Raw genomic sequence first — 25,230 nt, 5'->3', positions numbered from 1 at the left:
ACAGGGAGAAACCATGGCCAAGCCCGACCCCGCGCTGCTCGATCCGGCGCGCTACACCTTTGCCCACGAGGTCACGACCCGTTTCGCCGACCTCGATCCGAACGATCACATCAACAACGTGGCGATGGCGTCGGTGCTGGAGGACGGGCGCGTGCGCTTCAACGTCGGGATCGGGCTGCAACGGACCGAGACGTTCCGCCCGATGGTGGCGAGCGTCGCCATCGAATACCTCGCGCAGGCGCACTTTCCGCAAGGCATGACCTGCTATGTCGCCGCTTGCGACGTGGGCCGGTCGAGCTGGCAGATGCAGCAACTGCTGGTGCAGGAAGGCCGCGCGGTCGCCACCTGCCGGTCGGTGGTGGTCTGCACCGATGGGCACAAGGCCTCGCCCATCCCCGACGAGTTCCGCGCGCTGCTCCAGCCCTGGCTGCTCAAGTGACCACGCCCGACGAGATCGCTCAGGCTGAATATGCGCTGGCGCAGCTGGGCGGGTTCGCCATGCAGCGCCACATCCTGCTTTGCGCGGGGCCGGACAAGGACAAGTGCGCGCCGCGCGCAAAGGGCGAGGAAAGCTGGGCGTTCCTGAAGAAGCGGCTGGGCGAACTGAAACTGGGCGGGGCGCAGGGCGTGCTGCGCAACAAGGTCGGCTGCCTGCGCGTCTGCGTGGCGGGGCCGATCGCGGTCGTCTACCCGGACGAGGTCTGGTACCATTCCTGCACGCCCGAAGTCCTCGAACGCGTGCTGCAGGAGCACGTCATCGGCGGCGTGCCGGTGGAGGATTTCCGCCTCCACCCGCCCGCCGCCTGATTCAAGCCGCCTGAACGGTCAGTTCTCCACTTCGAAGCTGATTTCGGCGTGGTCGCGCAGGCGCTTCACCAGCGCTTCGCCCAGGAATGCGCCCGGCGTGCCGACACCGCCGCCGACGTCGGATTCCACCAGCCCCAGCCCGGTTTCGGTGAGCATGCGGCTGGTCGAACCATAGCCCGGATCGTAGCGGCCCTTGACGCCATAGTGGATCGAACGCCCATCGGGCATTTCGCCCCGGAACAGCAGGTCGTAGCTGCCGTTGTCGCGCACTTCCTTGGTCGGGCCTTCGCCGGGCAGCGGATCGTCGGGGTTGCCGATCATCGGCGTCACTGCGATGTAGTCGGCCACCGCCTTGCCCTGATCGCCGGGGCCGGTAAGGATCATCTCGTCATAGACAAAGTCCTTGCCGAACGGGAAACCGAGCAGCTGGTTGGTGCGGTGGACGTTCTTGACGTTGATCACCGCCATCACGAACGGCGCTTCCCACGATCCCAGCGCCTCGTCATAGGTGGGGACGTCGCCCGCCGGCTGGGCCGGGCCTTCGAAGCCGGGGGTCAGGCCGAACGGGCTGGCCATGATCTGCCCAAGCGCCGGTTCCTTGGCGATGGCTGCCAGCGTCGCCTTAAGGCTGGCCGCCGTGCCGCCCGACACGCCGCCCTTGGTATCGCGCACGCGGCCCTTCACGCGCGGCGCCGGTGCGCCGAAGCGGGCAACCGCTTCCTTCTGGAGCATCAGCACGCCCAGATCGAAGGGGATCGAATCGAACCCGCACGAGAAGCAGATGCGCGCGCCGCTCGCCTTGGCGGCCGCATCGTACTTGTCGATCATCTGGCGCATCCACACCGGCTCGCCGCACAGATCGGCGTAATCGGTCCCGGCTTCGACGCAGGCGGCGACCACCGGCTCGCTGTAGAGCTGGTACGGGCCGACGGTAGTGACGATCGAACGCGTAGATTCGGCCAGGGCCTTGATGCTGGCCGGATCGGCGATGTCGGCCACGATCAGCGGCGTGTCGGCAGGCGCGCCGATCAGGTCGCGGATCTCAGCGAGCTTGGCGGCGCTGCGACCCGCCATCGCCCACTTCGGGCCGCTCTGGCCGTAATGGGTGTTCAGGTATTCGGCGACGAGGCGGCCGGTGTAGCCGGTCGCCCCATAGATCACGATGTCATAGGGACGCGATGCGCGGTCGGTGGTCATGGAAGTCACTCCCTTCCTGAAATGTCAGAATCCATATTGGCGGCTGGCGAGGTCGAACATGATTTCCTCGGATCCGCCGCCGATCGCCATCACGCGCACCTCGCGGTAGATCCGCTCGACCCGGCTGCCGCGAATGAAGCTGGCGCCGCCGAGAATCTGGCACGCCTCGCGCGCGCAGAATTCCATGGTCTGCGTCGCCTGCACCTTGAGCAGCGCGAACTCGCCCGGTGCGGCCTTGCCGTTCACCAGCGTCCATGCGCAGTGGTCGATCCACGCCTGCGTCGCCTGGATGCGGCGGAGCATGTCGGCCAGCTTGTGACGGATCACCTGGTTGGCGACCAGCGGCTTGCCGAAGGTGGAGCGTTCGCGCGCCCAGTCGAGCGCATCCTCGAAGCACAGTCGCGCATTGGCGGCCGCCTGCTGCGCCATGCCGATGCGTTCGCCGTTGAAGTTGCGCATGATCGCCCCGAAACCTGCGTTTTCCGGGCCGATCAGGTTTTCTGCGGGAACTTCGACGTCGTCGAAATGAATCGTCGCGGTGTCAGACGCGTGCCAGCCCATTTTTTCGAGCGCGGTGCGCGACACGCCCGGGCTGGTCATGTCGACCAGCAGCAACGACACGCCGCCGATGCCCGGACCGCCGGTACGGACGGCCAGCGTGATGTAGTCGGCACGCATGCCTGAGGTGATGAAGGTCTTCTGCCCGTTGACGATGTAGCTCGCGCCCTTGCGTTCGGCCTTGGTGCGCAGGTTGGCGACGTCTGATCCACCAGAAGGCTCGGTGATGCCGAGCGCGATGATCTTTCCCCCCGCCAGCACCGCCGGCGCGATGGCCTTCTTCATCGCATCGCTGCCCGCCGCGAGGATCGGCGGCAGGCCGATGCCATGCGTCATCAGCGACGCGACAATCCCGCCCGCACCCGGACGGCACAGCTCCTCGCTCTGCACGAAGGAATGGAAGATGTTGAAGCCTTCGGACGTACCGCCGAACTCTTCCGGATAGCCGAAGCCGAGGATGCCCGCCTGCGCCGCCTTGGCGTGCAGTTCGCGCGGCAGTTGACCGGCGCGCTCCCACGCATCGACGTGCGGCAGGACTTCGCGCGTCACGAACGCGCGGACGCTGTCGCAAACGGCTTCGTGCGTCTCGTCGTAATGGGGCGAGCGGGTACGCCACTCGTCGAACAGATGGGCCATCGGCGATCCTCCCGCGGCGGGATCTGTCCCGTCCGCCGCGCGCAGGTATCGCGGTCGCCGCCGCCTTAGTCAATCGAACGATTAAACCGTCAGAGGCGTGGCAGCGTCACCCCGCGCTGGCCCATGTACTTGCCCGCACGATCGGCATAGCTGACCTCGCACGGTTCGTTGCCTTGCAGGAACAGGAACTGGCACGCGCCCTCGTTGGCATAGATCTTGGCGGGCAGCGGCGTGGTGTTGGAAAATTCGAGCGTGACGTGCCCTTCCCAGCCCGGCTCCAGCGGGGTGACGTTCACGATGATCCCGCAACGGGCATAGGTGCTCTTGCCCAGGCAGATCACCAGCACGTCACGCGGCACGCGGAAATATTCCACCGTGCGCGCCAGCGCGAACGAGTTGGGCGGGATCACGCAGACGTCGGTCTTGCGGTCGACGAACGAGTTCGAATCGAAGTTCTTGGGGTCGACCACCGCCGAATCAACGTTGGTGAAGATCTTGAAGTCCTCGGCAACGCGCGCGTCATAGCCATACGAGGACAAGCCGTAGCTGATGCAGCCGTCGCGCTGCTGACGCTCGACGAAAGGCTCGATCATGCCTTCGGTCATCGCCTTTTCGCGGATCCACTTGTCGGAAAGAATGGCCACGCCTGCCCCCGGAAAATACCTGACGTCAGCCCAGCTGCGCCGGGCCGAATGCGTGGGGCAATAGCACCGAAAGCCGGGTTTCCAATATCTCCGTCGCACCAACGCACAGAACGAGCGGATCGGTGCCGCCAAGGCCCGCCAGCTCATTCAGCACCTGCCGACAGCGCCCGCACGGCGTGACCGGCGCGGCGACCTGCCCGCCAGGCCCGCCCAGCACCGCCACCGCGACCAGCCCGCCACGCCGCCCGCCATGGGAGGCGATGGCACAGGCGACGGTTTCGGCGCAGAGCGACAGGCCATAGCTCGCGTTCTCCACATTGGCCCCGGTTACGATAACGCCATCCTCGAACAGCAGGGCAGCGCCCACTTGGAAGTGCGAATAGGGCGCATAGGCGCTTTCCGCCGCCGACCGTGCCGCGGCAACCAGCGCCTCGCGAAGCTCGGGCGAAAGCGCGCTCATGGTTGCACCACGACCCAGCGCGCCGGCACTTCCAGCCCCTTGACCCGCGCGCGGCTCGAAGCGGTCCACATCACGAAGGGACGGCCCGCATAGCCCGGCGCGAGATAATCCTGCACCAGCCAGATATTCCGGTCGAGTACGGCGGCGAGGTGGTAACGCGCCTCGATGGCGCGCGTCGGCATGAGAATCGCAGCCTTGCCGACGTGCTTCTCCACCTGATTGAGAAAGGTCGTCAGCTCGCTCTGCAAGGCCGCTTCCCCCGGCGCTTCCGGGCACGAGCGCTGATCGATATCCAGCGCGATGGCGGGTGGCAGCAGGTCCTTCTCGCGCGGGACGGTCGTGACGAAATTGGCCGCCTGCGCATCGGCGGGCGCGCACAGGTCGTAGACATGGACCGCGCCCGCCTGCATCCCCGCGGCGCGCGCCGCCTCGATTCCGTCGCCGAACAACGGGTCGCGCCGTTCCGCCCCCTCGCTCGCGGTCACATAGACGAAATCGGCGCCATCGGCCTTGAGCGTGCGCCAGTCGGGCGCGCCGTCATGCGCATCGATCCACAAGCCCTGCACGGGAAAGCGCGTGCGCTCTGGCCGCCAGACGCGCGCCTGCCACCACACAGCTCCGCCCGCGGCGAGCAGCACCAGCAGCAATGCCGCCCACAGGCGCCGGCGCGCCTTGTTCCGCTTGTTCGTCATGGCCTGAAAGGTGCGCCCCGAATCTCGTCTGGATCAGCCCCTGATATGCAGCACGCAGATCAGGGTGAAAAGCCGCCGGGCGGTGGCGAAGTCGGTCTCGATCTTGCCGTCGAAGCGTTCGAGCAGCAATTCGGCTGCGCCGTTGTGGACGCCGCGCCGGGCCATGTCGATCGTCTCGATCTCCTGCGCGGTCGCACGACGAATCGCCTGGTAGTAGGAATCGCAGATCGCGAAGTAGTCCTTGATCGGTCGCCGGAAGCGCCCGAGGCCGAGGATGATCGTCTCCAGCATCTGCTCGGCTTCGTCGGCGATCGCCAGCGCCAGCCGCCCATCCTCGACCGACAAGCGCAGGCGATAGGGGCCGGTATGTCCTGCCTCGAAGGCACGCAGCGGCTTGAAGGTGTTCTCTTCGATCAGGTCGAAGATCGCGATCCGGCGCTCCTGCTCGATATCGGCATTGCGCCAGATGATCGTCGCTTCATCAAGCTCGATATGCGAAATGCGCGCGTCCGCCATGGGACAGTGTGTTTCGCAGACGCGAAAGCGCGGGGCAAGGCTCTTTGCAGGGCATTGTGACACCGATGTCGCAACCGTCCACAGCCTGTGGGTAAATTGTCACGCTCGCCCCGCCGCTGAGCGCTTGCAGCGAGTGTCCTGCTTGCGTCAATGAAGGTGCATGGCAGCCAGCGAAGCGATCCTCATGCGCGAACCCGATCAGGTCCGCACCGTACCCTCCAACGTCGAAGCCGAGGCGGCCTTCCTCGGCGCGGTGCTGATCGACAATCGCATCCTTGAAGAACTGACCTGCCCGCTCAAGCCCGAGCATTTCTTCGCCGCCGTCCATGGCCGCGTGTTCGAACGCATCCAGGCGCTGATCGACCGCAAGGCGGTGGTCACGCCGGTCACCCTCAAACCCTATTTCGAAAGCGACGAGGGACTCAAGGAACTGGGCGGCACCGCCTATCTCGCGCGGCTCACGGCCGACGGTCAGGGTCTGCTCAACCCCAAGGAGCTGGCCGAGCAGATCTATGACCTCGCGCTGCTGCGCGAACTGATCACGGTCGGGCGTACGCTGGTCGAACAGGCGATGGACACCAGCGAATCGGTTGCCCCGCTGCAGCAGATCGAACTGGCCGAAGCCTCGCTCTATGCCGTGGCCGAAGGCGCGCAGACCGGCAGCGAGGCGCAGAGCTTCGCACAGGCGACGCGGGCCTCGCTGGAAATGATCGAGAAGGCGCTGCTGTCGGGCGGCCATATCTCGGGCAAGACCACCGGCCTTACCTCGGTCAACGAAAAGATCGGCGGCCTGCACGATTCGGACCTGATCATCCTCGCCGGGCGTCCGGGCATGGGCAAGACCTCGCTCGTCACCAACATCGCGTTCAACGCCGCCGACCGGCTGCGGCGCGACCTGGCCGATGGCATACCGCTCAAGGATTCGGTCGGCGCAGGTGTCGCCTTCTTCAGCCTCGAAATGAGCGCCGACCAGCTGGCTACGCGTATCCTCGCCGAGCAGTCGGGCATCAGTTCGGAAGCGCTGCGCATGGGCCGCATCAGCCGCGAGGACTTCCAGCAGCTGTCCTTCGCCAGCCAGCGCCTTGCCGAACTGCCGCTCTACATCGACGACACCCCGGCGCTCACCATCGGCAGCTTGCGCGCCCGCGCCCGCCGGTTGAAGCGCCGCCACGACATCGGCCTGATCATCGTCGACTACCTGCAATTGCTGCAGGGCTCTGGACGCAGCGACAACCGCGTCAACGAGATCTCGGAAATCTCGCGTGGCCTGAAGACCTTGGCCAAGGAACTCGCGGTTCCGGTGATCGCGCTGTCGCAGCTCTCCCGCGCGGTCGAACAGCGCGACGACAAGCGCCCGATGCTGTCGGACCTGCGCGAATCGGGCTCGATCGAGCAGGACGCCGACATGGTCTGGTTCGTGTTCCGCGAAGACTACTACGTTGCATCGCGCGAGCCCAAGGTGCCGCAGGGCGACGACGATCCCAAGATCCAGGAAGCCCACGCTGCCTGGCAGGCGGAGATGGAGCGCGTCTATGGCCTTGCCGAACTGATCGTCGCCAAACAGCGCCACGGCTCGACCGGCAAGGTGCGCATGCGCTTCGAAGCGCGCATCACCCGCTTCAGCGACCTCGCCCCCGACGACATGCGCGCCGCCTATGCCGGAGACGACGAATAGGGCCTCGCCGCTGCTCGCCCCGCATTTCCTTGACTTTTCCACACCTGCGGCCTAGCGGACGTCCTTTCCATCCATTCCTGCCTATCGGAGTGCCCTGATGGCGCGCGTTACCGTCGAAGATTGCGTCGACAAGATCCCCAACCGTTTCGATCTCGTGCTGCTGGCTGCCGAGCGCGCCCGCGCGATCTCGGGCGGGGCCGAGCTGACGGTCGACCGTGACCGGGACAAGAACCCGGTCGTCGCCCTGCGCGAAATCGCGGAAGAGACCGTGCGTCCGGCCGTGCTCAAGGAAAACCTGATCCAGTCGCTCCAGCGCGTCCTGCCCGACGACGACGACGAAGCTGACGAAATCGGCTCGCTGTCGCAGTCGGCCGAAGCGCTGCGCATCACCGCGGCGGCGCCGGTGCGCAACACCTCGCTTGGCGCCGACTACGACGGCTGACCTCGGGGGCTGATCCCGCCAAGGTCTGCATTGCCAGGTCACAGAAGGCGCCGGGGATAAAATTCCGGCGCCTTCTTGCGTCTGCGGGCCTTGCTCGCCACATTTCGGGTTATGGCCAGCTTCGTCCACGCGCGCGATCGGAGCGACCGCAAGACGGGCGATCCCAAGTCCGTCAAGGCGGTGCTCGGCCCTACCAACACCGGCAAGACTCACCTCGCCATCGAACGGCTCTGCGCGCATTCGTCCGGCGCGATCGGCTTTCCGCTGCGCCTGCTGGCGCGCGAGGTCTATGACCGGGTCTGCGCGATCAAGGGTGCGCAGAACGTCGCGCTGATCACCGGCGAGGAACGGATCGAGCCCAAGGGCGCGCGCTGGCACTTGTGCACGGTAGAGGCCATGCCCAGCCGGCCCGACCTCGCCTTCGTCGCGCTGGACGAAGCCCAGCTGTCCGCCGATCCCGAACGCGGCCACGTCTTCACCGATCGCCTGCTGCACACACGCGGGCGCGAAGAGACGATGCTGCTCGGGTCGGCCACGCTACAGCCCATGATCAAAGCGCTGCTGCCCGAGGCGGAAATCGTCACCCGCCCGCGCTTTTCCACGCTGTCGCACACAGAACCCAAGAAGCTGTCGCGCCTGCCCCCGCGCAGCGCGATCGTCGCGTTCAGCGCCGAGCAGGTCTACGCCATGGCCGAGATGCTGCGCCGCTTTCGCGGCGGCGCGGCGGTGGTCATGGGCGCGCTCTCGCCCCAGACGCGCAACGCGCAAGTCGCGATGTACCAGGCGGGCGAGGTCGACTACCTCGTCGCCACCGACGCCATCGGCATGGGGCTGAACCTCGATGTCACGCACGTCGCCTTTGCCGGGCTGTCGAAGTACGACGGCCACCGCCATCGCCGCCTGACCACGGCGGAAATGGCGCAGATCGCCGGACGCGCGGGACGGCACCACAAGGACGGCACCTTCGGCGCGCTCGCGGGCATGGGCGGCCACGATCCCGAATTCGCGCCGGAAGAAGTCTATGGAATCGAGGAACATCGCTTCCCCCCGCTGACCCGGCTGTTCTGGCGCGAGGCCGAGCCGCGCTTCGATTCGGTAAGCATGCTGATCGACGATCTCGAAAGCCCGCCGCCGCGCCCCGAACTGGCAACGCCCCCGCAGGCGATCGACCTCGCCGTGCTCAAGCGCCTTGCCGAAGATCCAGAGATCTCCGGAACCGTGCGGGGGCGGCGACAGGTCCAGCGTTTCTGGCAGGCCTGCTCGCTGCCCGATTTCCGCCAGCAGGGCGCCGAGACGCATTCGCGCTTCGTCGCGCGGCTGTGGCAGGACTTGCGCCACGGCTACCTCGGCGCGGACTACGTGGCGCAGGCGATCGCGCATCTCGACAACCCCTCGGGCGATATCGACACCCTGCAGGGCCGCATCGCCGCGATCCGGTCGTGGTCCTACATCGCGCAGCGCCCCGACTGGGTGCTGGCGAAGGACGAGATGGCCGCACGCGCCCGCGCCGTGGAAACGCGGCTGTCCGATGCGCTGCACGGCCGCCTGACCGAACGCTTCGTCAATCGCCGTACTACCGTGCTCATGCGCAAGGCGGGCGCCGACGCGAGCCTGCTGCCGGTGCGCCTGTCCGATGCAGGCGCGGTGCTCGTCGATGATGAACCCATCGGCCACCTCGAAGGGTTCCGCTTCGTGGTCGATCCCCTCGCCCGCGCAGAGGACCGCAAGCTCCTGCTGGCTGCGGCGGAAAAGCACCTTTCCGGCTTGCTCGAAGCTCGCGCCGCCGAGCTCGTCGCCGATGCCGCACGCGCCGATGGCATGATGCTGGACGACCGCGCGCTGATCTGGCGCGACCGCGCGATCGCGCGGCTCGAATCGGGCAAGGCGCTGCTTGCCCCGCGCGTCGCGCTAGATCCCACGCTTGCCCGCCTGCCTCCACCGACGCGCGAACGCATCGAAACCGCGCTGGCCGGATGGCTCGCCGAAGCGCTCGAGAAGCCGCTCGCGCCGCTGCGGCAGCTGGAGGAAGCGAGTCGCGCGCCCGCATCCGGCCCCGCCCTGCGCGCTCTGCTGCTGCAGCTGGTAGAAGCGGGCGGCGTGCTGGCCCGCGAGGAGTCCGGGCTGGACAAGCTCGACGGCGCGCAGCGCGATGCGTTGCGCAAGCTTGGCGTGCGCGTCGGCGGGCTGGACCTGTTCGTGCCGGGCGCGCTCAAGGTTCCCGCGCTGCGGCTGTGGGCCACGCTCGCGGCCTTGCGCGGCCTTGCGCCCCCGCGCCTTGCCGAAGCGATGCCCGCGGCGCTCGGCGGCCAGCACCCGCCGCTGGGCTATCGCCGCACGGGCGCGCAAGCCCTGCGCGTCGACCTCGCCGAAAAGCTGCTGCAGGATGCACACCGCACGCGCATCGCCGCCAGGGGCAAGCGCTATTACCTCGATCCGGCGTTGGCCCGTTCGATGGGCCTCTCGACCGCGAGTTACGCGGCACTGCTGCGCGCGGCGGGGTTTCGCGTCGCCACCGGCCGGCCGCTGGCCGATGGCGCGTTCGGCCCGCCGATGCCACCGCTGTGGGACTGGCGCGCGCCGCGCCCGCGCGCCGAACGCCCACGCCAGCGGTCACGCCCGCCCGCCACCGGCGCTTTCGCAGCGCTGGCCGAGCTGCTCGACTGATGCGGCTCGACAAGCTGCTGTGGTATCTGCGGCTTGCGCCCACGCGCACCCATGCTCACGACTGGGCGCTGGAAGGCCATATGCGGCTCAACGGGCGGCGCATCGAACGCCCCAGCGCCACGGTTCGGACAGGCGACCTGCTGGTACTGCCGACGCACCATGGCGTACGCGTGATCGAAGTGCTCGCGCTGCCTGTCCGGCGCGGTCCGGCGCCCGAAGCGCAGGCCTGCTATCGCCTGATCGAACCCTCCGCGCGACCCGATGTCGCGCCCACTGGCGCAACACACGCTTGACGCCTGCCGCCAAACGCTTCTAGCACGACGGCAAACACACAACGCCTGAGGGAAAATCACCGCCATGACCTATGTCGTTACCGACGCCTGCATCCGCTGCAAGTTCATGGACTGCGTCGAAGTCTGCCCCGTGGACTGCTTCTACGAAGGCGAGAACATGCTGGTGATCAACCCCAGCGAATGCATCGACTGCGGCGTGTGCGAACCCGAATGCCCGGCCGAGGCGATCCTGCCCGATACCGAATCGGGTCTTGAGCAGTGGCTCGAGCTGAACGCCAAGTTCTCGGCGGAATGGCCGAACATCACCGCCAAGAAGGACGCGCCGGCCGACGCCGACGAGCACAAGGGCGAAGAGGGCAAGTTCGACAAGTACTTCTCTGCCGAACCCGGCGAAGGCGACTGATCGGGGCAACCAACCGGCGGCGCGCGTCGGCGATTCGCCTGGCGCGTGCATCCAACCAGCCCGATTGGCCCGCATTGATGCATTTTTTGCGCTTTTCCGTGGGGTACCCCTGCGGATGAAGGCGATTTAACGCATCCGGGTCTGGCAATTTTATTACAGAGCTGCTATGTAGCCGTCACGCGCCGGACGGGCTTGCCCCTGTTCCGGCGCCTTTTCACCACGAGAAGGCAGGGCTGGCGGCAAACGTATCGCAAAGGGATCGCCGACCGCGCCAATAAGGCGGTCGCTTGCCGGACCTCTCCCCAAAGGGCCCGGAACCTTGTGCTGGAAGGGCGGATCTCCGCCCGTCGCCGCTTATTCCCTGCCTGCGTCGAAAGGATAAGCAATGGCAGCCAAGGCTCTTGCCTTCGATGTTGGGGATTACGTCGTCTATCCGAAGCACGGTGTCGGCCGGGTGGTCGAACTTCAGAATGAAGAAGTGGCGGGCATGAAGCTGGAGCTTTACGTGCTCCGCTTCGAAAAGGAACGCATGACCCTGCGTGTTCCGGTGAACAAGGTCGAAGCGATCGGCATGCGCAAGCTGTCGTCCGACAAGACGCTGCGCGAAGCGCTCGACACGCTCAAGGGCAAGCCCAAGGTGAAGCGCACGATGTGGTCGCGCCGCGCCCAGGAATACGAAGCGAAGATCAATTCGGGCGATCTCGTCTCGATCGCCGAAGTGACCCGCGACCTGTTCCGCGCCGATGATCAGCCGGAACAGTCCTACTCGGAACGCCAGATCTTCGAAGCCGCCTCCTCGCGCCTCGCGCGCGAACTCGCGGCCATGGAAAAGACGGACGAGCCGGCCGCGCTCCAGAAGATCCTCGCGATCCTCAACGAACACGCACCGAAGTACTACGAAGCGGTCTAACCCGCTCCGTCAGAATTTACGAAGGGGCCGCCGGGCGATCCGGCGGCCCTTTTCGTTTGTGCGACGCAGAGGCATCAGACTGCTATCCGCCCTCCCGCAAGCGAGAGGGTTTGGAGTGGTCCGGACATCACCGACACTTCATTCCACCAGCCGCCGAGCACCGCCGCCGAACGACATGGCCCTGCGCCCGCCCCTGCCCTACCTAGGCAGGCATGATGCACACCAGCACGGGAGTGTTCGCCATGTCGCCTGCCACATTCAAGGATCTCGCCAAGACGCTCGCGGGCGTCGCCTTTGTCGGCCTTGCTGCCGCGCTTTCGGGTTGCGACGCGGCCAGCGTCACCATCGACGGTGCCAAGGGCGTGCCGCTCGCCCAGCTCGACCTGTCGGGCAAGGCGCCCGATGAAGTGACCCTGCTCGGCCCCGACCGGGTCCATATCGTGCGTGGGGCGGCGATCGCCATCAGCGTCGACGGCGAGCAGGCGATCAAGGACAAGCTGCGCTTCACCCTGAAGGACGGCAAGCTCGGCATTGCGCGCGACAACTGGAAGAGCAGCGACGAGAGCGGCGTAGCCACCGTCAACGTCACCCTGCCCGCCGCGCGCGAACTGGTGCTGGCCGGATCGGGCCAGATCGATATCGACGCGCTCGAAGCCGATCAGGCAAAGGTCACGATCGCCGGATCGGGTACGATCGACGCCACGCGGATCACGGCCAAGGAACTCAAAGTCGATGTGGTCGGCTCGGGCAAGCTGCGCGGCGCAGGATCGGCCGACCAGCTCAAGGTCACGGTTGCTGGCAGCGGCAATGCCGAACTGGACGGCCTCACCGCCTCCAGCGCCAAGGTCGACGTTGCGGGCTCCGGCAACACGCGTTTCGCCTCGGATGGCGACGTGAAGGCCGACATCATGGGCTCGGGCGAAGTCCGCGTGAAGGGCCGCGCCACCTGCAAGGTCTCGTCGATGGGATCGGGCCGCCTGGTCTGCGAACCCTGACACTGGTGCTGCACGCGCAATGCCGGACTTGCCAGCCGGGCTGCGCGCACAGAAGATCGGCGGCATGACGCGCCGCCCGATCGTTCTCGCCCTCATGTTCGCCCCGCTGCTGTCCGGTTGCGTGGCCAGCAGCATGGTCGGCCTCGCCACCGCTCCGGTCAGGGCGGGCGCCCGCGCCGTCAACACCACCGCCGACGTCTATGACCGCGTCACCGTCAGCCAGTCCGAGCGCGACGAGAAGCGCGGGCGCCAGATGCGCCAGCGCGAGGAGCGCTACGGCCGGCTCTCGCGCGACTACGACCGTGCCCGGAACCGCTGCGAACACGGTGACGAAGATGCCTGCGAAGAAGCGCGCGGCCTCTATGGGCAGATGTCGGATCTACGCCCCTCGGTCCCAAACGAACCAGACTGACGATCAGGAGGCGGCGCGCCCCAGCCGGTCGTTGATGGCAACGCCGATGCCGTACTGCGGCACAGGCGCGACCGCGATGCGCGGCTTCGGCGCGGCTGCGGCGGCGTGCAGGCAGGCATAGAGCCGGGCCGCCGCCTGCGCCAGATCGCCCGTCTCCGACAGGTTGACGTCACCCGCCACCGCGCCGAAGCCGATGTGGAACTCGTCCGCCTCGGCCGCTGCCGCATCGAGCCGCACCGGCTTGCCCGGCGCATAGTGGCTGGCAAGCTGGCCGGGCGCCTCGATCCCGCGCGCGACCGATGTCATGGCTCCGGCGTGATCGCCCAGCACGGCGGCGATGCGCGCCTGCTCGATCGGGCCGGGGCGCAGGATCGCCCACGAACCATCGTCGCGCAGGCCGACGATGGTCGATTCGATCCCTTGTTCGCTCGCCCCGCCATCGAGGATCAGGTCCACCCGCGCGCCCAGCGACTGCGCGACATGTGCTGCCGTGGTGGGGCTGACGCCACCGCTGCGATTGGCAGAGGGCGCGGCCAGCGGCAGCCCGCTTTCCCGCAGCAGCGCCTGCATCACGCCATGCGCCGGGCAGCGCAGCGCCACCGTCGGCAGGCCCGCGCTGACCGCCGCGGCAAGCCCGGCATCGGCGCGGCGCGGCAGCACCATGGTCAGCGCGCCCGGCCAGAACGCCTGTGCCAGCGCCCGCGCGCGATCATCGACCAGCGCCAGCCGCTCCGCCGCCGCCAGATCGGGCACGTGGACAATCAACGGGTTGAAGTCGGGCCGTCCCTTGGCGCGATAGATCCCGGCCACCGCCTGGTCGCTGTCGGCGCGCGCGGCCAGGCCATAGACCGTCTCGGTCGGCACCGCGACCGTGCCACCGTCCGCGATCACGCGCGCGGCCTGCGCAATCCCGGCCTGATCTGCCCATACCCCAACAGGAAGCTTTGTCGCGCTCATGGCTTGGCGCTATAGCGCGCCTGCAGCGCTGCCAAGGAAAACAAGCAATGGATTTCACGCCGCCAACCGCAGACCAGGTTCTCGCCATGAAGGTCTGCGCCGGGATTGAGGATCTTGCGAGCCACGAACGCTATGCCGCCGCCACGCCCGACGTGGTCGAGGCCATTGCCGAAGGCATCGGCGCCTTCGCCGCGGGCGAATGGGGTCCGCTCAACCGTGCGGGCGATACCGTCGGTGCGGCCTGGGCCGATGGCACGGTTACGCTGCCCGAAGGCTATGCCGACGCATACCGGGCCTTCGTCGAACAGGGCTGGAATTCGATCGCCGGGCCGGAGGACTTCGGCGGACAGGGCCTGCCCTTCACGCTGGCGACTTGCGTGCTGGAAACGCTGGGCGCGGCCAACATGGGCTTTACCCTGCTGCCGATGCTCACCGTCGGCGCGATCGAGGCGCTGCACCACCACGGCAGCGAGGCGCAGAAGGCGCTCTACCTGCCCAAGCTGGTCTCGGGCGAATGGTCGGGCACGATGAACCTGACCGAGCCGCAGGCAGGCTCTGACGTCGGCGCGCTGCGCAGCACCGCCACGCCGATCGCGCAAGGCCCCCACGCGGGCAAGTACCGGATCGCGGGCACCAAGATCTTCATCACCTTTGGCGAGCACGACGCAGCGGAGAACATCATCCATCTCGTGCTGGCCCGCACGCCGGATGCGCCTGCAGGCACGCGCGGCATCTCGCTGTTCATCGTGCCGAAGTTCCACGTGAACGCCGACGGCTCGCTGGGCGAACGCAACGACGTGCGCTGCGTCTCGATCGAACACAAGCTGGGCATCCACGCCTCGCCCACCTGCGTCATGTCCTATGGCGATCACGGCGAATGCATCGGCGAGATGGTCGGGCGCGAGAACGCCGGCCTTGCCGCGATGTTCACGATGATGAACTCGGCGCGCATCAATGTCGGCAGCCAGGGCGTGCAGATCGCGGAGCGCGCGCTGCAGCAGGCTTCGCGCTATGCCCGCGACCGCGTCCAGTCGGCCCGGGCCAGCAGCGCCGACAAGACACCCGTGGCGATCATCGAACACCCCGACGTGCGCCGCATGATCCTGCGGATGCGCGCGCTGACCGAAGGCGCACGCGCCCTGCTCTACTATACCGCAGGGCAAGTCGATCGCGGGGCAATGGGCGACGAGGCCGCGGGCAAGCGCGCCGAGCTGCTCGTGCCGCTGCTCAAGGCATGGGGCACCGACGTCGGCTGCGAAGTCGCCAGCCTCGGCGTTCAGGTCCATGGTGGCATGGGCTTCATCGAGGAGACCGGCGCCGCGCAGCACTATCGCGACGCGCGCATCGCCCCGATCTACGAAGGCACCAATGGCATCCAGGCCGCAGACCTCGTCACCCGCAAGCTGGGCTTCGAGAATGGCGGCGTCTTGCAGGCGCTGCTGGGCGACATTTCCGCCGAAATGGAAGACGTGCCCGAAGTCGCCGCGCTGGCCAAGGATGCCGCCGCGATAGGCCAGTGGATGACCACCAGCGCCTCGCTCGACGACAAGCTCAGCGGTTCGGTGCCGTTCCTGACGATGTGCGCGGTTGCCGTCGCGGGCTGGCAATTGGCCCGTCAGGCGCGCGCCAGCGGCGATCCGGCCAAGACCGCCGTGACCAAGTTCTTCAACCGCACCATCGCGCCCGAAGCGCGCGGCCTTGGCGCGGCCGCCATGGCGGGCGAGGAACTGCTCTACGAACTCGATTCGGCCGCGCTGGTCGGCTGATGGAAGATAGCGCTGTTCTGCTCGCGCGCATCGCCGATGCGCTCGATCGGCTTGCTCCACCGGCGCCGCTGCCAGTCGATTGGCTGGCCCATCCCGCCTATGTGTGGGACGGCACGGTCGCGCGCACCGTGCCTGTTCTGGAAGCGCCCGCGCTCGAGCTGATGCGCGGGATCGACAAGCAGAAGGCAGCTGTCGCCGAAAACGTCGCGCGCCTGTCGCGCGGCAGCGCGGCGCACGACATGCTGCTGTGGGGCGCGCGCGGCATGGGCAAGTCCGCCCTTCTGCGCTCCGCGACGCGCGCGGCGCAAATGGCCTCGCCCGGCTCGATCGCGCTGGTGCAGGCCTCGCCCGATGCCGGCCTTGCGCAGCTGTTCGCCACGCTGCGCGCGGTAGAGCGGCGCTTCCTCGTCTTCCTCGACGATCTCGGCTTCGATGCGGGCGATAGCGACGGCTCTCGCAAGCTGCGCTCGTGGCTCGAAGGTGGCGTGGAAGCGCGCCCGGCCAACGTGCGTCTTGCCGTCACGTCGAATCGCCGCGCCATCGTCGAGCGCCATGCGAGCGAACAGGACGATCCGATCAACCCGCGCGACGCGGTCGACGACAAGCTGGCGCTGGCCGACCGCTTCGGCCTCAGCCTGGGCTTCCACGCCTGTCCCCAGGACGATTATCTGGCAATCATCGCGGGCTATGCCGCGCATTACGGATTGGCGTGGGAAGAATCCGACGCGCTCGAATGGTCCAAGCGTCGGGGCGCGCGTTCGGGCCGCGTGGCGTGGCAATATGTCAACGAATTGGCAGGACGGGCCGGTCGGACGATCTGACAGCACTGGGCCAGAAGTTGCGCGACGCGACTTTTGCCCCAAGTCGCGCTAGAGCGGGCGCCATGTACAGCTTCGACCCCGTTCCCGGCCAGGCCAAGGCCGATCTCTACCGCGATCTCCTCGACGCCGCGCGTGCGCTGACCGAAGGGGAGCCCGATGGCGTGGCCAACATGGCCAATGTCGCCGCGGTGCTCGCGCAATTCCTGCCCGATCTCAACTGGGCCGGCTTCTATCGGATGGTTGGCGGAGAACTTGTGCTCGGACCCTTCGTGGGCAAGCCCGCCTGCATCCGCATCCCGCTCGGCAAGGGCGTGTGCGGTGCTGCGGCGCTGCACGGCGAAACCCAGCTCGTGCCCGATGTCCACGCCTTCCCCGGCCATATCGCCTGCGATGCCGCCAGCCGCTCGGAACTGGTCGTGCCGGTAATGTGCGATGGCGCCGTGATCGCGGTGATCGATCTCGACAGCCCATCGCCCGCCCGCTTCGATGCAGAGGATGCCGCCGGAATCGAGGCGCTGGCGTCAATCCTGTCGGCGCGGATCTGATCCGCCGATCGGCCTTCGCCACCACAAGGGTTGTCAGTGCTGCTGGGCGAATCTGCCGCTTCATGATATCCGGAAATTGATGTCATTCGCCGTCAATTGAAGGACTTGTCACGGCGTGAACCAGCGGGGTGCCTATTTATACCTGGCTCTCGCCACTACGGTGGCGATGGCCACGCCTGCCTGTGCAACCGAGATGGACGCCGTGTTGCTCCCGGCTTCGGCAGGGGTTCCCCAGGTCGAAATCGCCCGCCCGGACGAAGCGCGCTTGCGCCGCTGGATGGAGCAGTGCAGCGCTGGCCCCACAACGCGGAAGACGGCGACCGGCACGGAGAATTGCGCCATGTTCCCCGGCCTTGCCGCCTATCCCTTCCCGGCCGCCTACCCTGTGCCCGCGGGCTACCGCGTGGTCGGATATGATCTCGTGACGGTGTCGCTCGGCCTGCGTCCCGGCCCGCCGGCCTGCTGCGAGGTCGTAACCGTCTCCGAAATCACCATCGAGGACGGCGAGCCTGTCCCCGAAGGCTACGTCGATGCGCCGGTGGATGACGGCGCACCTCCGCCCTCCTGACACGGAAAAGCCCCGCCGGATGTCCGACGGGGCCTTCTCCAATCAGCGATCGAACGCGGCTTACAGCTTGCGGCCGATCAGCTCCTTCATGATTTCGTTGGTGCCACCGAAGATGCGGGTGACGCGTGCGGCGCGCCAGCTGCGGGCAATGGCATATTCGTTCATGTAGCCAGCGCCGCCGTGCAGCTGCAGGCACTTGTCCATGACTTCCCACTGCAGTTCGGTGTGCCACAGCTTGGCCGCAGCGCCCTCTTCCGGGGTCAGCTCCTTCTTGAGGTGTCGCGCCAGCGCCCAGTCGAGGTGCGCCCAGCCCACCTGCAGCTTCGACTTGAGGTCGGCCAGCGTGAAGCGGGTGTTCTGGAAATCGAGGATCGGCTTGCCGAACGCCTTGCGCTCACGGGTGAAGGCGACGGTATCGTCGAAGGCCTTCTGCGCGGCGGCCTGCGCGCCGACAGCGATCGACAGGCGCTCCTGCGGCAGTTCGCTCATCAGGTAGATAAAGCCCTTGCCCTCTTCACCCAGGCAGTTGGTGATCGGTACGCGGACGTCGTTGAAGAACAGTTCCGAGGTGTCGGCCTCGTCCTGCCCGATCTTGTCGAGGTTGAGGCCGCGCTGGAAGCCTTCGCGATCGGCTTCGACGAGGACGATCGACACGCCCTTCCACTTCGGTTCGATCTCGGTGTCGGTCTTGCAGCACACTAGGATCAGGTCGGCGTTCTGGCCATTGGTGATATAGGTCTTCGACCCGTTGATCACGTAGTGGTTGCCGTCCTTCTTGGCGGTCGTGCGCATGCCCTGAAGGTCGGAGCCGGTGCCCGGTTCGGTCATGGCGATGGCGGTGACCACTTCGCCCGACACCATCTTGGGCAGCCACTTCTGCTTCTGCTCTTCCGAGCCGTAGGAGATCAGGTAGTTGGCCACGATGTCCGACTGCAGCGAAAAGCCGGTCGAAGCGCCGCCGTAGTAGGTGCCTTCCTCGTCGATGATCGCGTTGTAGCCGAAATCGAGGCCGAGGCCGCCGTAGGCTTCGGGCACGGTCGGGCACAGCAGGCCGAGTTCGCCCGCCTTGGGCCAGACCGACTTGGGGATCAGCCCCTCTTCCGCCCATTTGGTGGCGTTGGGGGCGATCTCGGTCTCCATGAAGCGGCGTACGGTCTGGCGGAACGCTTCGTGGTCTTCGTTGTAGGCGGTACGCGGAATCAGATCGAGCGACATGGCGCGGGCTCTCCGGTTATCTTGTCTGATAACCGGATAGGCCGCGGTCCCGGATGGGTCAACGAAATTTAATCAGGCGGTTAATTGCCTTTTGGGACAGGCGATCAGATGGCGCCGCCGGACAGGCGCTGACAGACCAGATCGAGCTGGTCGAGCGTCTTGTAGCGGATCGTCACCGCGCCCGAGCTGGGATCGGCATCGGCCTGGATGCTGACCTTGAGGCCAAGGATCTCCTCAAGGTGCTGTTCGACCGCCGCGATGTCCGCCGAAAACGACGGATCGCGCGTGGCGCGGGCCTTGCGCGGCGCGGCATCGGGACGCCCCGCGCGCTTGGCGAGACGTTCGGCATCGCGGACCGACAGGCCCTTGGCGACGACTTCCAGCGCCAGCGGCAGCGGATCGGGCAGCGCGGCGAGCGCCTTGGCATGGCCCATCGACAGCTCGTCGCGCTCGACCAGTTGCAGCACCTCGTCGGGCAGCGCGAGCAGACGCATCAGGTTGGCGACGTGGCTGCGCGACTTGTCGACGAAGGTGGCGATCTCCTGCTGGGTCAGTCCCTCGTTCTCGGACAGGCGCTGATAGGCGCGCGCCTCCTCGACCGGGTTCAGGTCTTCGCGCTGGAGGTTCTCGATCAGCGCCAACGCGGTGACATCGCGTTCGTCGAGCTGGCGGACGATTGCCGGAATCTCGTGGACCCGCGCGCGCTGCGAGGCGCGCCAGCGGCGTTCGCCCGCGACGAGCTGGTAGCGGTTGTTGCCCAGCGGGCGCACGATCACCGGCTGGATGACGCCACGCGCCGCGATCGAGCGGGCGAGGTCTTCCAACGCGTCTTCATCGAAGTGGCGGCGCGGCTGGTCGGGGTGCGGCTCGATCTGCGCGATCGGTAGCAAGGCGATGCCGCCATTGGGCACGCCCGCAGCGACGGAACCAGCGCCTGCCGCACCACCGGCCGGACGGACCAGCGATTCCTCGCGCCGCGTCTCGCCGAGCAGCGCACCAAGGCCGCGTCCCAGGGCCGCGCGCTTCGGTGCCGGGGCCTGAGCCACTGCCTTCACACCGCTGTCTTCACCGCTCATGCGGCCTTCCTCCGTTCAGGCAGGCGGCCGATCAGTTCGCGCGCCAGCTTCATGTAGGCCTGCGAACCGGCGCAGGCATGGTCGTAGATCAGCGCCGGAAGCCCATGGCTCGGCGCTTCTGACAAGCGCACGTTGCGCGGGATCACGGCTTCGAAGACGAGATCGTGCAGGCACGAACGCACGTCTTCGGCGACCTGGTCTGTCAGCCGGTTGCGGCGGTCGTACATGGTCAGCACGATGCCGAGGATGCCGAGATCAGGGTTGAACCGCTCCTGCACGCGCTCCACCGTCTGGAGCAGCTGAGACAGGCCCTCAAGCGCGAAGAACTCGCATTGCAGCGGCACGAGCAAGGCATCGGCGGCGGTCAGCGCGTTGAGCGTCAGCAGGCCCAGCGAGGGCGGGCAGTCGATCAGGCAGATGTCGTGCCCGGCATCCGCGACCAGCGCGGAGCGCAAACGTCCGGTGCGATCCTCTACGCTGACCAGCTCGACTTCGGCCCCGGACAGATCGACCGTGGCGGGCACCACGTCGAGACCGGGAATACGCGTCGGCACCGCGCAGTCGGCAATGGTGGCCTGATCGATCAGTAGGTCGTACGACGAACGCTCACGTTCCGATGCGGGCACGCCGATGCCGGTAGAAGCATTGCCTTGCGGATCGAGATCGATCATCAGCACCTTCCACCCGGTCGCGGCAAGCGCGGTGGCGATGTTGATCGCGGTGGTGGTCTTGCCCACCCCGCCTTTCTGGTTGGCAACGGCAATCGTGATCATCGCTTCGTGCCTCGAAAGTTACCCAAGGTCACGCGAGTGACGCTTGTAGGACCTGGCCCCGTCCTGTCCGGCGAGCCTGCCAACGATGACGCCGGCCTGCGGATCGGTGAGCGATTGTTCCACGTGGAACAGGTGATTCCAGGATGCGGGAAGCTCCTGCACTTCATGCGCGGCCTTCGCCCCCTTCGGCAACAGCCAAAGTGTCTCCGGTGTGGAAAAGCGGGCGGACAGGTGCAGCAACTTGTCGAGCGGCGCGAAAGCGCGCGCCGATATGACCGCGTAGTGACGACCGGGCAGGTCCTCGACACGCGAGAGCACGACATCGACGTTCGCCAGCCCGAGATCCGCCGCCGAGCGCGCCAGCCAGTCGGTGCGCAGGCGGCGCGAATCGACCAGCGTGACCGGGCGGTCGGGCTCGAGCGCGGCGATGGCGAGACCGGGGAAGCCCGCCCCGGTTCCGAGGTCGAGCCATGGCCCCTCCGGCATTGTTCCACGTGGAACACAGGCCAGCAATTGCGCGCTATCGAGGATGTGTCGCTGCCAGACGTGAGGCAGCGTCCCGCGCGCGACGAGGTTCTGCCGCGTATTCTCGTCGATCAACAGTTCGGCCAGCCGAGCCAGCCGGGCCATACCCGCCGCATCGACGCCCAGCACATCGCGCAGCCAATCCTGCGCCTGGTCCTCGGTCTCGATCATGCGGCCTGCCTCCTGCGTGCGTGAACGAGCAGACTGGCAAGCGCCGCCGGGGTGATCCCGGCCAGCCGCCCTGCCGACGCCAGCGTATCCGGCTGCGCGCGCTCCAGCCGCTCGACCATCTCGCGCGAGAGGCCGGGCACGTCAGCATAGGGGAACCCCTGCCCCAACGGCACGGCATCGCTCGCGCGCAAGTCGCGCAGCTCCGCATCCTGCCGCGCGAGGTAAGGCGCGTAGGCCGCGTCCTCCTCGACTTCCTCGACCAGCAGCGGGTCGAAGGCTTCATCCCGCAACCATGCACGCAGGCCATCGAGCGTGACTTCGGGAAAGCGCAGCCACTCCATCAGCGGACGACGCGCGCCGTCGGCACGAACCGAGAGCCCTTCGCGCGCCATCTCGCTGGGCGTCACTTCGTGCGCGAGGCCCCGCTCCAACCGTACGCGTGCGTACTGCCGCTGCTCCCACCAGCGCTGGCGTTCCGCGCCGACGCAGCCAAGCGCGATCGCCAGCGGCGTCAGCCGCGAACTGGCATTGTTGGCGCGCAGGCGCAGGCGATACTCGGCGCGCGCGGTGAGCATCCGATAGGGCTCGCTGACGCCATGCAGCGTCAGGTCGTCGATCATCACCGCCATGTACGAATTGGCACGATCGAGCGCCGGGCCTTCACGGCCCATCACGGCGGCGGCGGCGTGCATGCCGGCGACGAGACCCTGCGCCGCCGCCTCTTCATAGCCGGTGGTGCCGTTGATCTGGCCCGCGCAATAGAGGCCGGGCATGACCTTGACCTGCAAGCCCCGATCGAGCGCGCGCGGGTCGATGTGATCGTATTCGACGGCGTAGCCGGGCACGGTGATCTCGACCTGCTCCAACCCTTCGATGCTGCGCATCATCGCCCATTGCACATCGGTGGGCAGCGAGGTGGAGACACCGTTGGGATAGACAGTGGGATCGTCCAGCCCTTCGGGTTCGAGGAAGACCTGGTGGCCATCGCGATCACCGAAACGGTGGATCTTGTCCTCGATCGAGGGACAATAGCGCGGCCCCTGCGCCCCGATCGCGCCAGTGAACATCGGCGAGCGATCGAGCCCGGCGCGGATGGCATCGTGCGTGCGCTCATTGGTGCGGGCGATGGCGCAGAACACCTGCGGCACAGACCGAACTGACGTCAGTGGTGACATCGTCCACGGATCGGCGTCGCTCGGCTGTTCGGGCAGGCGCGCCCAATCGATGGTGCGGCCATCGAGCCGGGGCGGCGTGCCGGTCTTGAGCCGAGCCATCGGCAGGTCGGCCCCGCGCAATTGCTGCGCGAGACGGTGGGCGGCATTCTCGCCGATGCGCCCGCCTTCCATCCGCTCCTCACCCCGGAACAGGCGTCCGCCAAGGAACGTGCCGGTGCAAAGCACGACCGCACCGCCCTGCAAGGCGGTGCCATCGGCAAGGTCGATCCCCGTGACCCTGCCGCCTGCAAGCCGCAGCGCGGCGGCTTCGCCGGGAACGACGGTGAGACCGGCTTGCGCGCCGATCATGCGCTGGATGGCATCCCGGAACAGCTTCCGGTCAGCCTGAACGCGCGGCCCCTGCACCGCGCTGCCCTTGCTGCGGTTGAGCATCCGGTAGTGAATCGCGGCGGCATCGGCGGCGCGGGCGATCAAGCCATCGAAGGCATCGACCTCGCGCACGAGGTGTCCCTTGCCCAGCCCGCCGATCGCGGGGTTGCAGCTCATCGCGCCGATGGTGGCGGGATCGAAGCTGACCAGCGCGGTCTTCGCGCCCATGCGCGCGGCGACAGCCGCCGCCTCGACGCCGGCGTGCCCGCCGCCGACCACGATGATATCGAAGGAATGCATGGGGAGCGGATACGCGAAGTGGTGCGGCGCGTCAAAGGTGGCGCGTCGGAGATGGGCTGTGTTCCACGTGGAACATGCTGGGGGTCGTAACCGGCCCACCCCCAGCCCCTCCCGCTTGCGGGAGGGGAGTCCGCGAGGCTTGCCCACTTCAGATCGGAGTAGCAAAGCGGCGCGGGTGCCCCTAATCTTGGGGCATGACACGTTTTCGCAAGATCATCATCGGCCTGGTCGTCATCGTCGTGGCGCTGGGCCTGTTCGTCGCGTGGGTGCTACGGGGGAGCCCGGCTGAGTACTCGCTGGCCGATACCACCGGGCCGAAGCCCAAGCTGGCTGAGCCCGACCCGCAGACCTTCCCCACTCTGGGACTGGCCAAGCCGATCGGCTGGCAGGCGGGCGAGGCGCCGGTCGCGGGCAAGGGGCTGGCCGTCACGCGCTTTGCCGATGGGCTGGACCATCCGCGCAGTGTCGTGGTGCTGGAAAACGGCGACGTGCTGGTCGCTGAAACCAATGCACCGCCTTCGCGCGGGCCCGGCGGGGTGACCGGCATAGTGATGGACTACCTGATGAAGACGGTCGGCGCGGGCGATCCCTCGCCCAACAAGATCGTGCTGCTGCGTGACGCCAATGGTGACGGCAAGGCCGACCAGAAGATCGTGATGGAAAATCCCGCGCTCAATTCGCCGTTCGGCATGGTGCTGCGCGAGGGCCGCCTTTACGTGGCCAACAACGATGCGGTGGTGTCCTGGCCCTTCACCGCAGGGCAGACAGCGCTTGTCGGCAAGCCCGAGAAGCTGATGGACCTGCCCGCAGGCGGCATGCACTGGGTGCGCAACCTGGCGCTGAGCCCGGACGGGCAGAAGCTCTACGCCACGGTCGGGTCGTCCTCGAACATCGCCGAAAACGGCATTGCGCAGGAACGCAGCCGCGCCGCGATCCACGAATACGATTTTGCCAAGAAGACCGAGCGCGAGTTCGCTTCCGGCCTGCGCAATCCCAACGGGATCGACTTCAACCCGCGCACGGGCGAGCTGTGGACCGTGGTCAACGAGCGCGACATGCTCGGCTCGGACCTCGTGCCCGACTACCTCGCCAGCGTGCCGCTGGGCGCGACCTTCGGTTGGCCCTGGGCCTATTGGAAGAAGAACATCGACTGGCGCGTGAAGGAGCCGATGCCCGAGTACATGCTCGAATACGTGCGCAAGCCCGACTATGCGCTGGGCGCGCACACCGCCCCGCTCGGTCTCGCCTTTGCGCGCGGCGGCAACCTGATGGGCGCGCAGTTCGCCAGCGGCGCCTTCATCGCGCGCCATGGATCGTGGAACCGCAAGCCGCTGTCGGGCTATGACGTGATCTTCGTCGGCTTCGACGATCGCGGCAACGTGCTGCCCAACCAGCCGGTTCCGGTGCTGACCGGGTTCCTCACCCCCGACGGGAAGGCCAAGGGGCGGCCGACGTGGGTGGCCTTTGCCAAGGACGGTGCGCTGCTGGTGAGCGACGACACCGGCGGCGTGATCTGGCGCGTGACTGCGCCGGGGGCGAAGCCTGCTGCCGCGATCACGGCGATCCCTTCGGGCACGATGCCGACCGACGGCAAGGGCGTGAAGTTCATGGCGCGGCCGGACGAGAATTCGGATCTGACCAAGCCGCGGCCCTGACCCCTGTTCC

Annotated in this window: 27 protein-coding genes; 15 read left to right on the top strand and 12 right to left on the bottom strand. The window is 67.3% G+C overall.

What is annotated here, in order from left to right:
* Window positions 1-13: 13 nt before the first annotated feature.
* Entirely contained in the window at window positions 14-439 is a 426-nt protein-coding gene (locus K3A84_RS14555) for an acyl-CoA thioesterase (protein WP_225010074.1), read from the top strand.
* The gene (locus K3A84_RS14550) at window positions 436-807 is read left to right on the top strand and encodes a (2Fe-2S) ferredoxin domain-containing protein (protein ID WP_225010073.1); all 372 of its coding nucleotides are present in this window, start codon (window positions 436-438) and stop codon (window positions 805-807) included. The genes K3A84_RS14555 and K3A84_RS14550 overlap by 4 nt, the downstream gene beginning before the upstream one ends.
* An 18-nt stretch (window positions 808-825) precedes the next feature.
* On the opposite strand, the gene K3A84_RS14545 is transcribed toward K3A84_RS14550, so the two are convergent.
* The 6 genes from K3A84_RS14545 to K3A84_RS14520 all read right to left on the bottom strand — a co-directional run bounded on the left by K3A84_RS14545 (window position 826) and on the right by K3A84_RS14520 (window position 5,510).
* Window positions 826-2,004: a saccharopine dehydrogenase family protein gene (locus K3A84_RS14545; RefSeq protein WP_225010072.1), complete on the bottom strand. Its 1,179-nt coding sequence runs from the start codon at window positions 2,002-2,004 to the stop codon at window positions 826-828.
* 24 nt (window positions 2,005-2,028) lie between these two features.
* A complete protein-coding gene (locus K3A84_RS14540; RefSeq protein WP_225010071.1) occupies window positions 2,029-3,198 on the bottom strand; it encodes an acyl-CoA dehydrogenase family protein in 1,170 nt (389 codons plus the stop codon).
* Window positions 3,199-3,287: 89 nt separating this feature from the next.
* A complete protein-coding gene (gene dcd / locus K3A84_RS14535) occupies window positions 3,288-3,842 on the bottom strand; it encodes a dCTP deaminase (protein ID WP_225010070.1) in 555 nt (184 codons plus the stop codon).
* Between the two features lie 25 nt (window positions 3,843-3,867).
* Window positions 3,868-4,302, bottom strand: coding sequence for a cytidine deaminase (locus K3A84_RS14530; protein WP_225010069.1), 435 nt, complete (start codon window positions 4,300-4,302; stop codon window positions 3,868-3,870).
* Complete coding sequence (locus tag K3A84_RS14525) at window positions 4,299-4,994, bottom strand: glycoside hydrolase family 25 protein (RefSeq protein ID WP_225010068.1); 696 nt, start codon at window positions 4,992-4,994, stop codon at window positions 4,299-4,301. The genes K3A84_RS14530 and K3A84_RS14525 overlap by 4 nt, the downstream gene beginning before the upstream one ends.
* A gap of 33 nt (window positions 4,995-5,027) precedes the next feature.
* Window positions 5,028-5,510 (bottom strand): UPF0262 family protein, encoded by a 483-nt coding sequence (locus tag K3A84_RS14520; RefSeq protein WP_225010067.1) that lies wholly within the window; start codon window positions 5,508-5,510, stop codon window positions 5,028-5,030.
* Between the two features lie 160 nt (window positions 5,511-5,670).
* Here K3A84_RS14520 and K3A84_RS14515 point away from each other — a divergent pair, with 160 nt between their 5' ends.
* The 8 genes from K3A84_RS14515 (at window position 5,671) to K3A84_RS14480 (ending at window position 13,304) form a co-directional block, all read left to right on the top strand.
* The gene (locus K3A84_RS14515; protein ID WP_225010066.1) at window positions 5,671-7,185 is read left to right on the top strand and encodes a replicative DNA helicase; all 1,515 of its coding nucleotides are present in this window, start codon (window positions 5,671-5,673) and stop codon (window positions 7,183-7,185) included.
* A gap of 97 nt (window positions 7,186-7,282) precedes the next feature.
* Window positions 7,283-7,627 (top strand): DNA-directed RNA polymerase subunit omega, encoded by a 345-nt coding sequence (gene rpoZ, locus K3A84_RS14510; RefSeq protein WP_225010065.1) that lies wholly within the window; start codon window positions 7,283-7,285, stop codon window positions 7,625-7,627.
* A gap of 111 nt (window positions 7,628-7,738) precedes the next feature.
* On the top strand, window positions 7,739-10,291 hold the full coding sequence (locus K3A84_RS14505; protein ID WP_225010064.1) for a helicase-related protein: 2,553 nt from the start codon (window positions 7,739-7,741) through the stop codon (window positions 10,289-10,291).
* Complete coding sequence (locus K3A84_RS14500) at window positions 10,291-10,584, top strand: RNA-binding S4 domain-containing protein (RefSeq protein ID WP_225010063.1); 294 nt, start codon at window positions 10,291-10,293, stop codon at window positions 10,582-10,584. Before K3A84_RS14505 ends, K3A84_RS14500 begins: the two co-directional genes overlap by 1 nt.
* Before the next feature lie 64 nt (window positions 10,585-10,648).
* Window positions 10,649-10,987, top strand: coding sequence for a ferredoxin FdxA (fdxA, locus tag K3A84_RS14495; RefSeq protein ID WP_133721237.1), 339 nt, complete (start codon window positions 10,649-10,651; stop codon window positions 10,985-10,987).
* A gap of 385 nt (window positions 10,988-11,372) precedes the next feature.
* Window positions 11,373-11,897, top strand: coding sequence for a CarD family transcriptional regulator (locus tag K3A84_RS14490; protein ID WP_225010062.1), 525 nt, complete (start codon window positions 11,373-11,375; stop codon window positions 11,895-11,897).
* Window positions 11,898-12,139: 242 nt separating this feature from the next.
* Entirely contained in the window at window positions 12,140-12,892 is a 753-nt protein-coding gene (locus K3A84_RS14485) for a head GIN domain-containing protein (RefSeq protein WP_225010061.1), read from the top strand.
* A 19-nt stretch (window positions 12,893-12,911) separates the two neighbouring features.
* Complete coding sequence (locus K3A84_RS14480; protein WP_225010060.1) at window positions 12,912-13,304, top strand: hypothetical protein; 393 nt, start codon at window positions 12,912-12,914, stop codon at window positions 13,302-13,304.
* 3 nt (window positions 13,305-13,307) lie between these two features.
* Here the strand turns inward: K3A84_RS14480 and K3A84_RS14475 are convergent, their stop codons facing one another.
* Entirely contained in the window at window positions 13,308-14,261 is a 954-nt protein-coding gene (locus K3A84_RS14475; RefSeq protein WP_225010059.1) for an L-threonylcarbamoyladenylate synthase, read from the bottom strand.
* A 47-nt stretch (window positions 14,262-14,308) separates the two neighbouring features.
* On the opposite strand from K3A84_RS14475, the gene K3A84_RS14470 reads away from it, so the two are divergent.
* The 4 genes from K3A84_RS14470 to K3A84_RS14455 all read left to right on the top strand — a co-directional run bounded on the left by K3A84_RS14470 (window position 14,309) and on the right by K3A84_RS14455 (window position 17,961).
* The gene (locus K3A84_RS14470) at window positions 14,309-16,027 is read left to right on the top strand and encodes an acyl-CoA dehydrogenase (RefSeq protein WP_225010058.1); all 1,719 of its coding nucleotides are present in this window, start codon (window positions 14,309-14,311) and stop codon (window positions 16,025-16,027) included.
* Entirely contained in the window at window positions 16,027-16,848 is an 822-nt protein-coding gene (locus tag K3A84_RS14465) for an ATP-binding protein (protein WP_225010057.1), read from the top strand. Before K3A84_RS14470 ends, K3A84_RS14465 begins: the two co-directional genes overlap by 1 nt.
* Before the next feature lie 62 nt (window positions 16,849-16,910).
* Entirely contained in the window at window positions 16,911-17,393 is a 483-nt protein-coding gene (locus K3A84_RS14460) for a GAF domain-containing protein (RefSeq protein ID WP_225010056.1), read from the top strand.
* Window positions 17,394-17,508: 115 nt separating this feature from the next.
* Window positions 17,509-17,961: a hypothetical protein gene (locus K3A84_RS14455; RefSeq protein ID WP_225010055.1), complete on the top strand. Its 453-nt coding sequence runs from the start codon at window positions 17,509-17,511 to the stop codon at window positions 17,959-17,961.
* A gap of 60 nt (window positions 17,962-18,021) precedes the next feature.
* Here the strand turns inward: K3A84_RS14455 and K3A84_RS14450 are convergent, their stop codons facing one another.
* The 5 genes from K3A84_RS14450 to mnmG all read right to left on the bottom strand — a co-directional run bounded on the left by K3A84_RS14450 (window position 18,022) and on the right by mnmG (window position 23,565).
* Window positions 18,022-19,176 (bottom strand): acyl-CoA dehydrogenase family protein, encoded by a 1,155-nt coding sequence (locus tag K3A84_RS14450; protein ID WP_225010054.1) that lies wholly within the window; start codon window positions 19,174-19,176, stop codon window positions 18,022-18,024.
* 104 nt (window positions 19,177-19,280) lie between these two features.
* Window positions 19,281-20,252, bottom strand: a complete 972-nt coding sequence (locus K3A84_RS14445) for a ParB/RepB/Spo0J family partition protein (protein ID WP_225010053.1) — start codon at window positions 20,250-20,252, stop codon at window positions 19,281-19,283.
* Window positions 20,249-21,025, bottom strand: a complete 777-nt coding sequence (locus K3A84_RS14440) for a ParA family protein (protein ID WP_225010052.1) — start codon at window positions 21,023-21,025, stop codon at window positions 20,249-20,251. Before K3A84_RS14440 ends, K3A84_RS14445 begins: the two co-directional genes overlap by 4 nt.
* A gap of 18 nt (window positions 21,026-21,043) precedes the next feature.
* Window positions 21,044-21,721, bottom strand: a complete 678-nt coding sequence (gene rsmG / locus K3A84_RS14435; protein ID WP_225010051.1) for a 16S rRNA (guanine(527)-N(7))-methyltransferase RsmG — start codon at window positions 21,719-21,721, stop codon at window positions 21,044-21,046.
* Complete coding sequence (gene mnmG / locus K3A84_RS14430; protein ID WP_225010050.1) at window positions 21,718-23,565, bottom strand: tRNA uridine-5-carboxymethylaminomethyl(34) synthesis enzyme MnmG; 1,848 nt, start codon at window positions 23,563-23,565, stop codon at window positions 21,718-21,720. Before mnmG ends, rsmG begins: the two co-directional genes overlap by 4 nt.
* Before the next feature lie 194 nt (window positions 23,566-23,759).
* Here mnmG and K3A84_RS14425 point away from each other — a divergent pair, with 194 nt between their 5' ends.
* Entirely contained in the window at window positions 23,760-25,220 is a 1,461-nt protein-coding gene (locus K3A84_RS14425) for a PQQ-dependent sugar dehydrogenase (RefSeq protein WP_225010049.1), read from the top strand.
* The last annotated feature ends 10 nt before the right edge of the window (window positions 25,221-25,230 follow it).

Origin of the sequence: Novosphingobium percolationis (assembly GCF_020179425.1) — a bacterium.
Lineage (GTDB): Bacteria > Pseudomonadota > Alphaproteobacteria > Sphingomonadales > Sphingomonadaceae > Novosphingobium > Novosphingobium percolationis.
The sequence above is the reverse complement of the archived record's forward strand: the minus strand, read 5'-3'. Positions and strand labels throughout refer to the sequence as shown.

Excerpts from the sequence above, each read along its gene's own strand:
- K3A84_RS14445 (WP_225010053.1), bottom strand. The coding sequence starts at position 20,252 with ATGAGCGGTGAAGACAGCGGTGTGAAGGCAGTGGCTCAGGCCCCGGCA.
- K3A84_RS14475 (WP_225010059.1), bottom strand. The coding sequence starts at position 14,261 with ATGAGCGCGACAAAGCTTCCTGTTGGGGTATGGGCAGATCAGGCCGGG.
- K3A84_RS14555 (WP_225010074.1), top strand. The coding sequence starts at position 14 with ATGGCCAAGCCCGACCCCGCGCTGCTCGATCCGGCGCGCTACACCTTT.
- rpoZ (WP_225010065.1), top strand. The coding sequence starts at position 7,283 with ATGGCGCGCGTTACCGTCGAAGATTGCGTCGACAAGATCCCCAACCGT.
- K3A84_RS14520 (WP_225010067.1), bottom strand. The coding sequence starts at position 5,510 with ATGGCGGACGCGCGCATTTCGCATATCGAGCTTGATGAAGCGACGATC.
- K3A84_RS14500 (WP_225010063.1), top strand. The coding sequence starts at position 10,291 with ATGCGGCTCGACAAGCTGCTGTGGTATCTGCGGCTTGCGCCCACGCGC.
- K3A84_RS14515 (WP_225010066.1), top strand. The coding sequence starts at position 5,671 with ATGGCAGCCAGCGAAGCGATCCTCATGCGCGAACCCGATCAGGTCCGC.
- K3A84_RS14480 (WP_225010060.1), top strand. The coding sequence starts at position 12,912 with ATGCCGGACTTGCCAGCCGGGCTGCGCGCACAGAAGATCGGCGGCATG.
- K3A84_RS14545 (WP_225010072.1), bottom strand. The coding sequence starts at position 2,004 with ATGACCACCGACCGCGCATCGCGTCCCTATGACATCGTGATCTATGGG.
- K3A84_RS14450 (WP_225010054.1), bottom strand. The coding sequence starts at position 19,176 with ATGTCGCTCGATCTGATTCCGCGTACCGCCTACAACGAAGACCACGAA.
- rsmG (WP_225010051.1), bottom strand. The coding sequence starts at position 21,721 with ATGATCGAGACCGAGGACCAGGCGCAGGATTGGCTGCGCGATGTGCTG.
- mnmG (WP_225010050.1), bottom strand. The coding sequence starts at position 23,565 with ATGCATTCCTTCGATATCATCGTGGTCGGCGGCGGGCACGCCGGCGTC.
- K3A84_RS14505 (WP_225010064.1), top strand. The coding sequence starts at position 7,739 with ATGGCCAGCTTCGTCCACGCGCGCGATCGGAGCGACCGCAAGACGGGC.
- fdxA (WP_133721237.1), top strand. The coding sequence starts at position 10,649 with ATGACCTATGTCGTTACCGACGCCTGCATCCGCTGCAAGTTCATGGAC.
- K3A84_RS14460 (WP_225010056.1), top strand. The coding sequence starts at position 16,911 with ATGTACAGCTTCGACCCCGTTCCCGGCCAGGCCAAGGCCGATCTCTAC.
- K3A84_RS14470 (WP_225010058.1), top strand. The coding sequence starts at position 14,309 with ATGGATTTCACGCCGCCAACCGCAGACCAGGTTCTCGCCATGAAGGTC.
- K3A84_RS14540 (WP_225010071.1), bottom strand. The coding sequence starts at position 3,198 with ATGGCCCATCTGTTCGACGAGTGGCGTACCCGCTCGCCCCATTACGAC.
- K3A84_RS14440 (WP_225010052.1), bottom strand. The coding sequence starts at position 21,025 with ATGATCACGATTGCCGTTGCCAACCAGAAAGGCGGGGTGGGCAAGACC.
- K3A84_RS14465 (WP_225010057.1), top strand. The coding sequence starts at position 16,027 with ATGGAAGATAGCGCTGTTCTGCTCGCGCGCATCGCCGATGCGCTCGAT.
- K3A84_RS14425 (WP_225010049.1), top strand. The coding sequence starts at position 23,760 with ATGACACGTTTTCGCAAGATCATCATCGGCCTGGTCGTCATCGTCGTG.
- K3A84_RS14525 (WP_225010068.1), bottom strand. The coding sequence starts at position 4,994 with ATGACGAACAAGCGGAACAAGGCGCGCCGGCGCCTGTGGGCGGCATTG.
- K3A84_RS14485 (WP_225010061.1), top strand. The coding sequence starts at position 12,140 with ATGTCGCCTGCCACATTCAAGGATCTCGCCAAGACGCTCGCGGGCGTC.
- K3A84_RS14490 (WP_225010062.1), top strand. The coding sequence starts at position 11,373 with ATGGCAGCCAAGGCTCTTGCCTTCGATGTTGGGGATTACGTCGTCTAT.
- K3A84_RS14530 (WP_225010069.1), bottom strand. The coding sequence starts at position 4,302 with ATGAGCGCGCTTTCGCCCGAGCTTCGCGAGGCGCTGGTTGCCGCGGCA.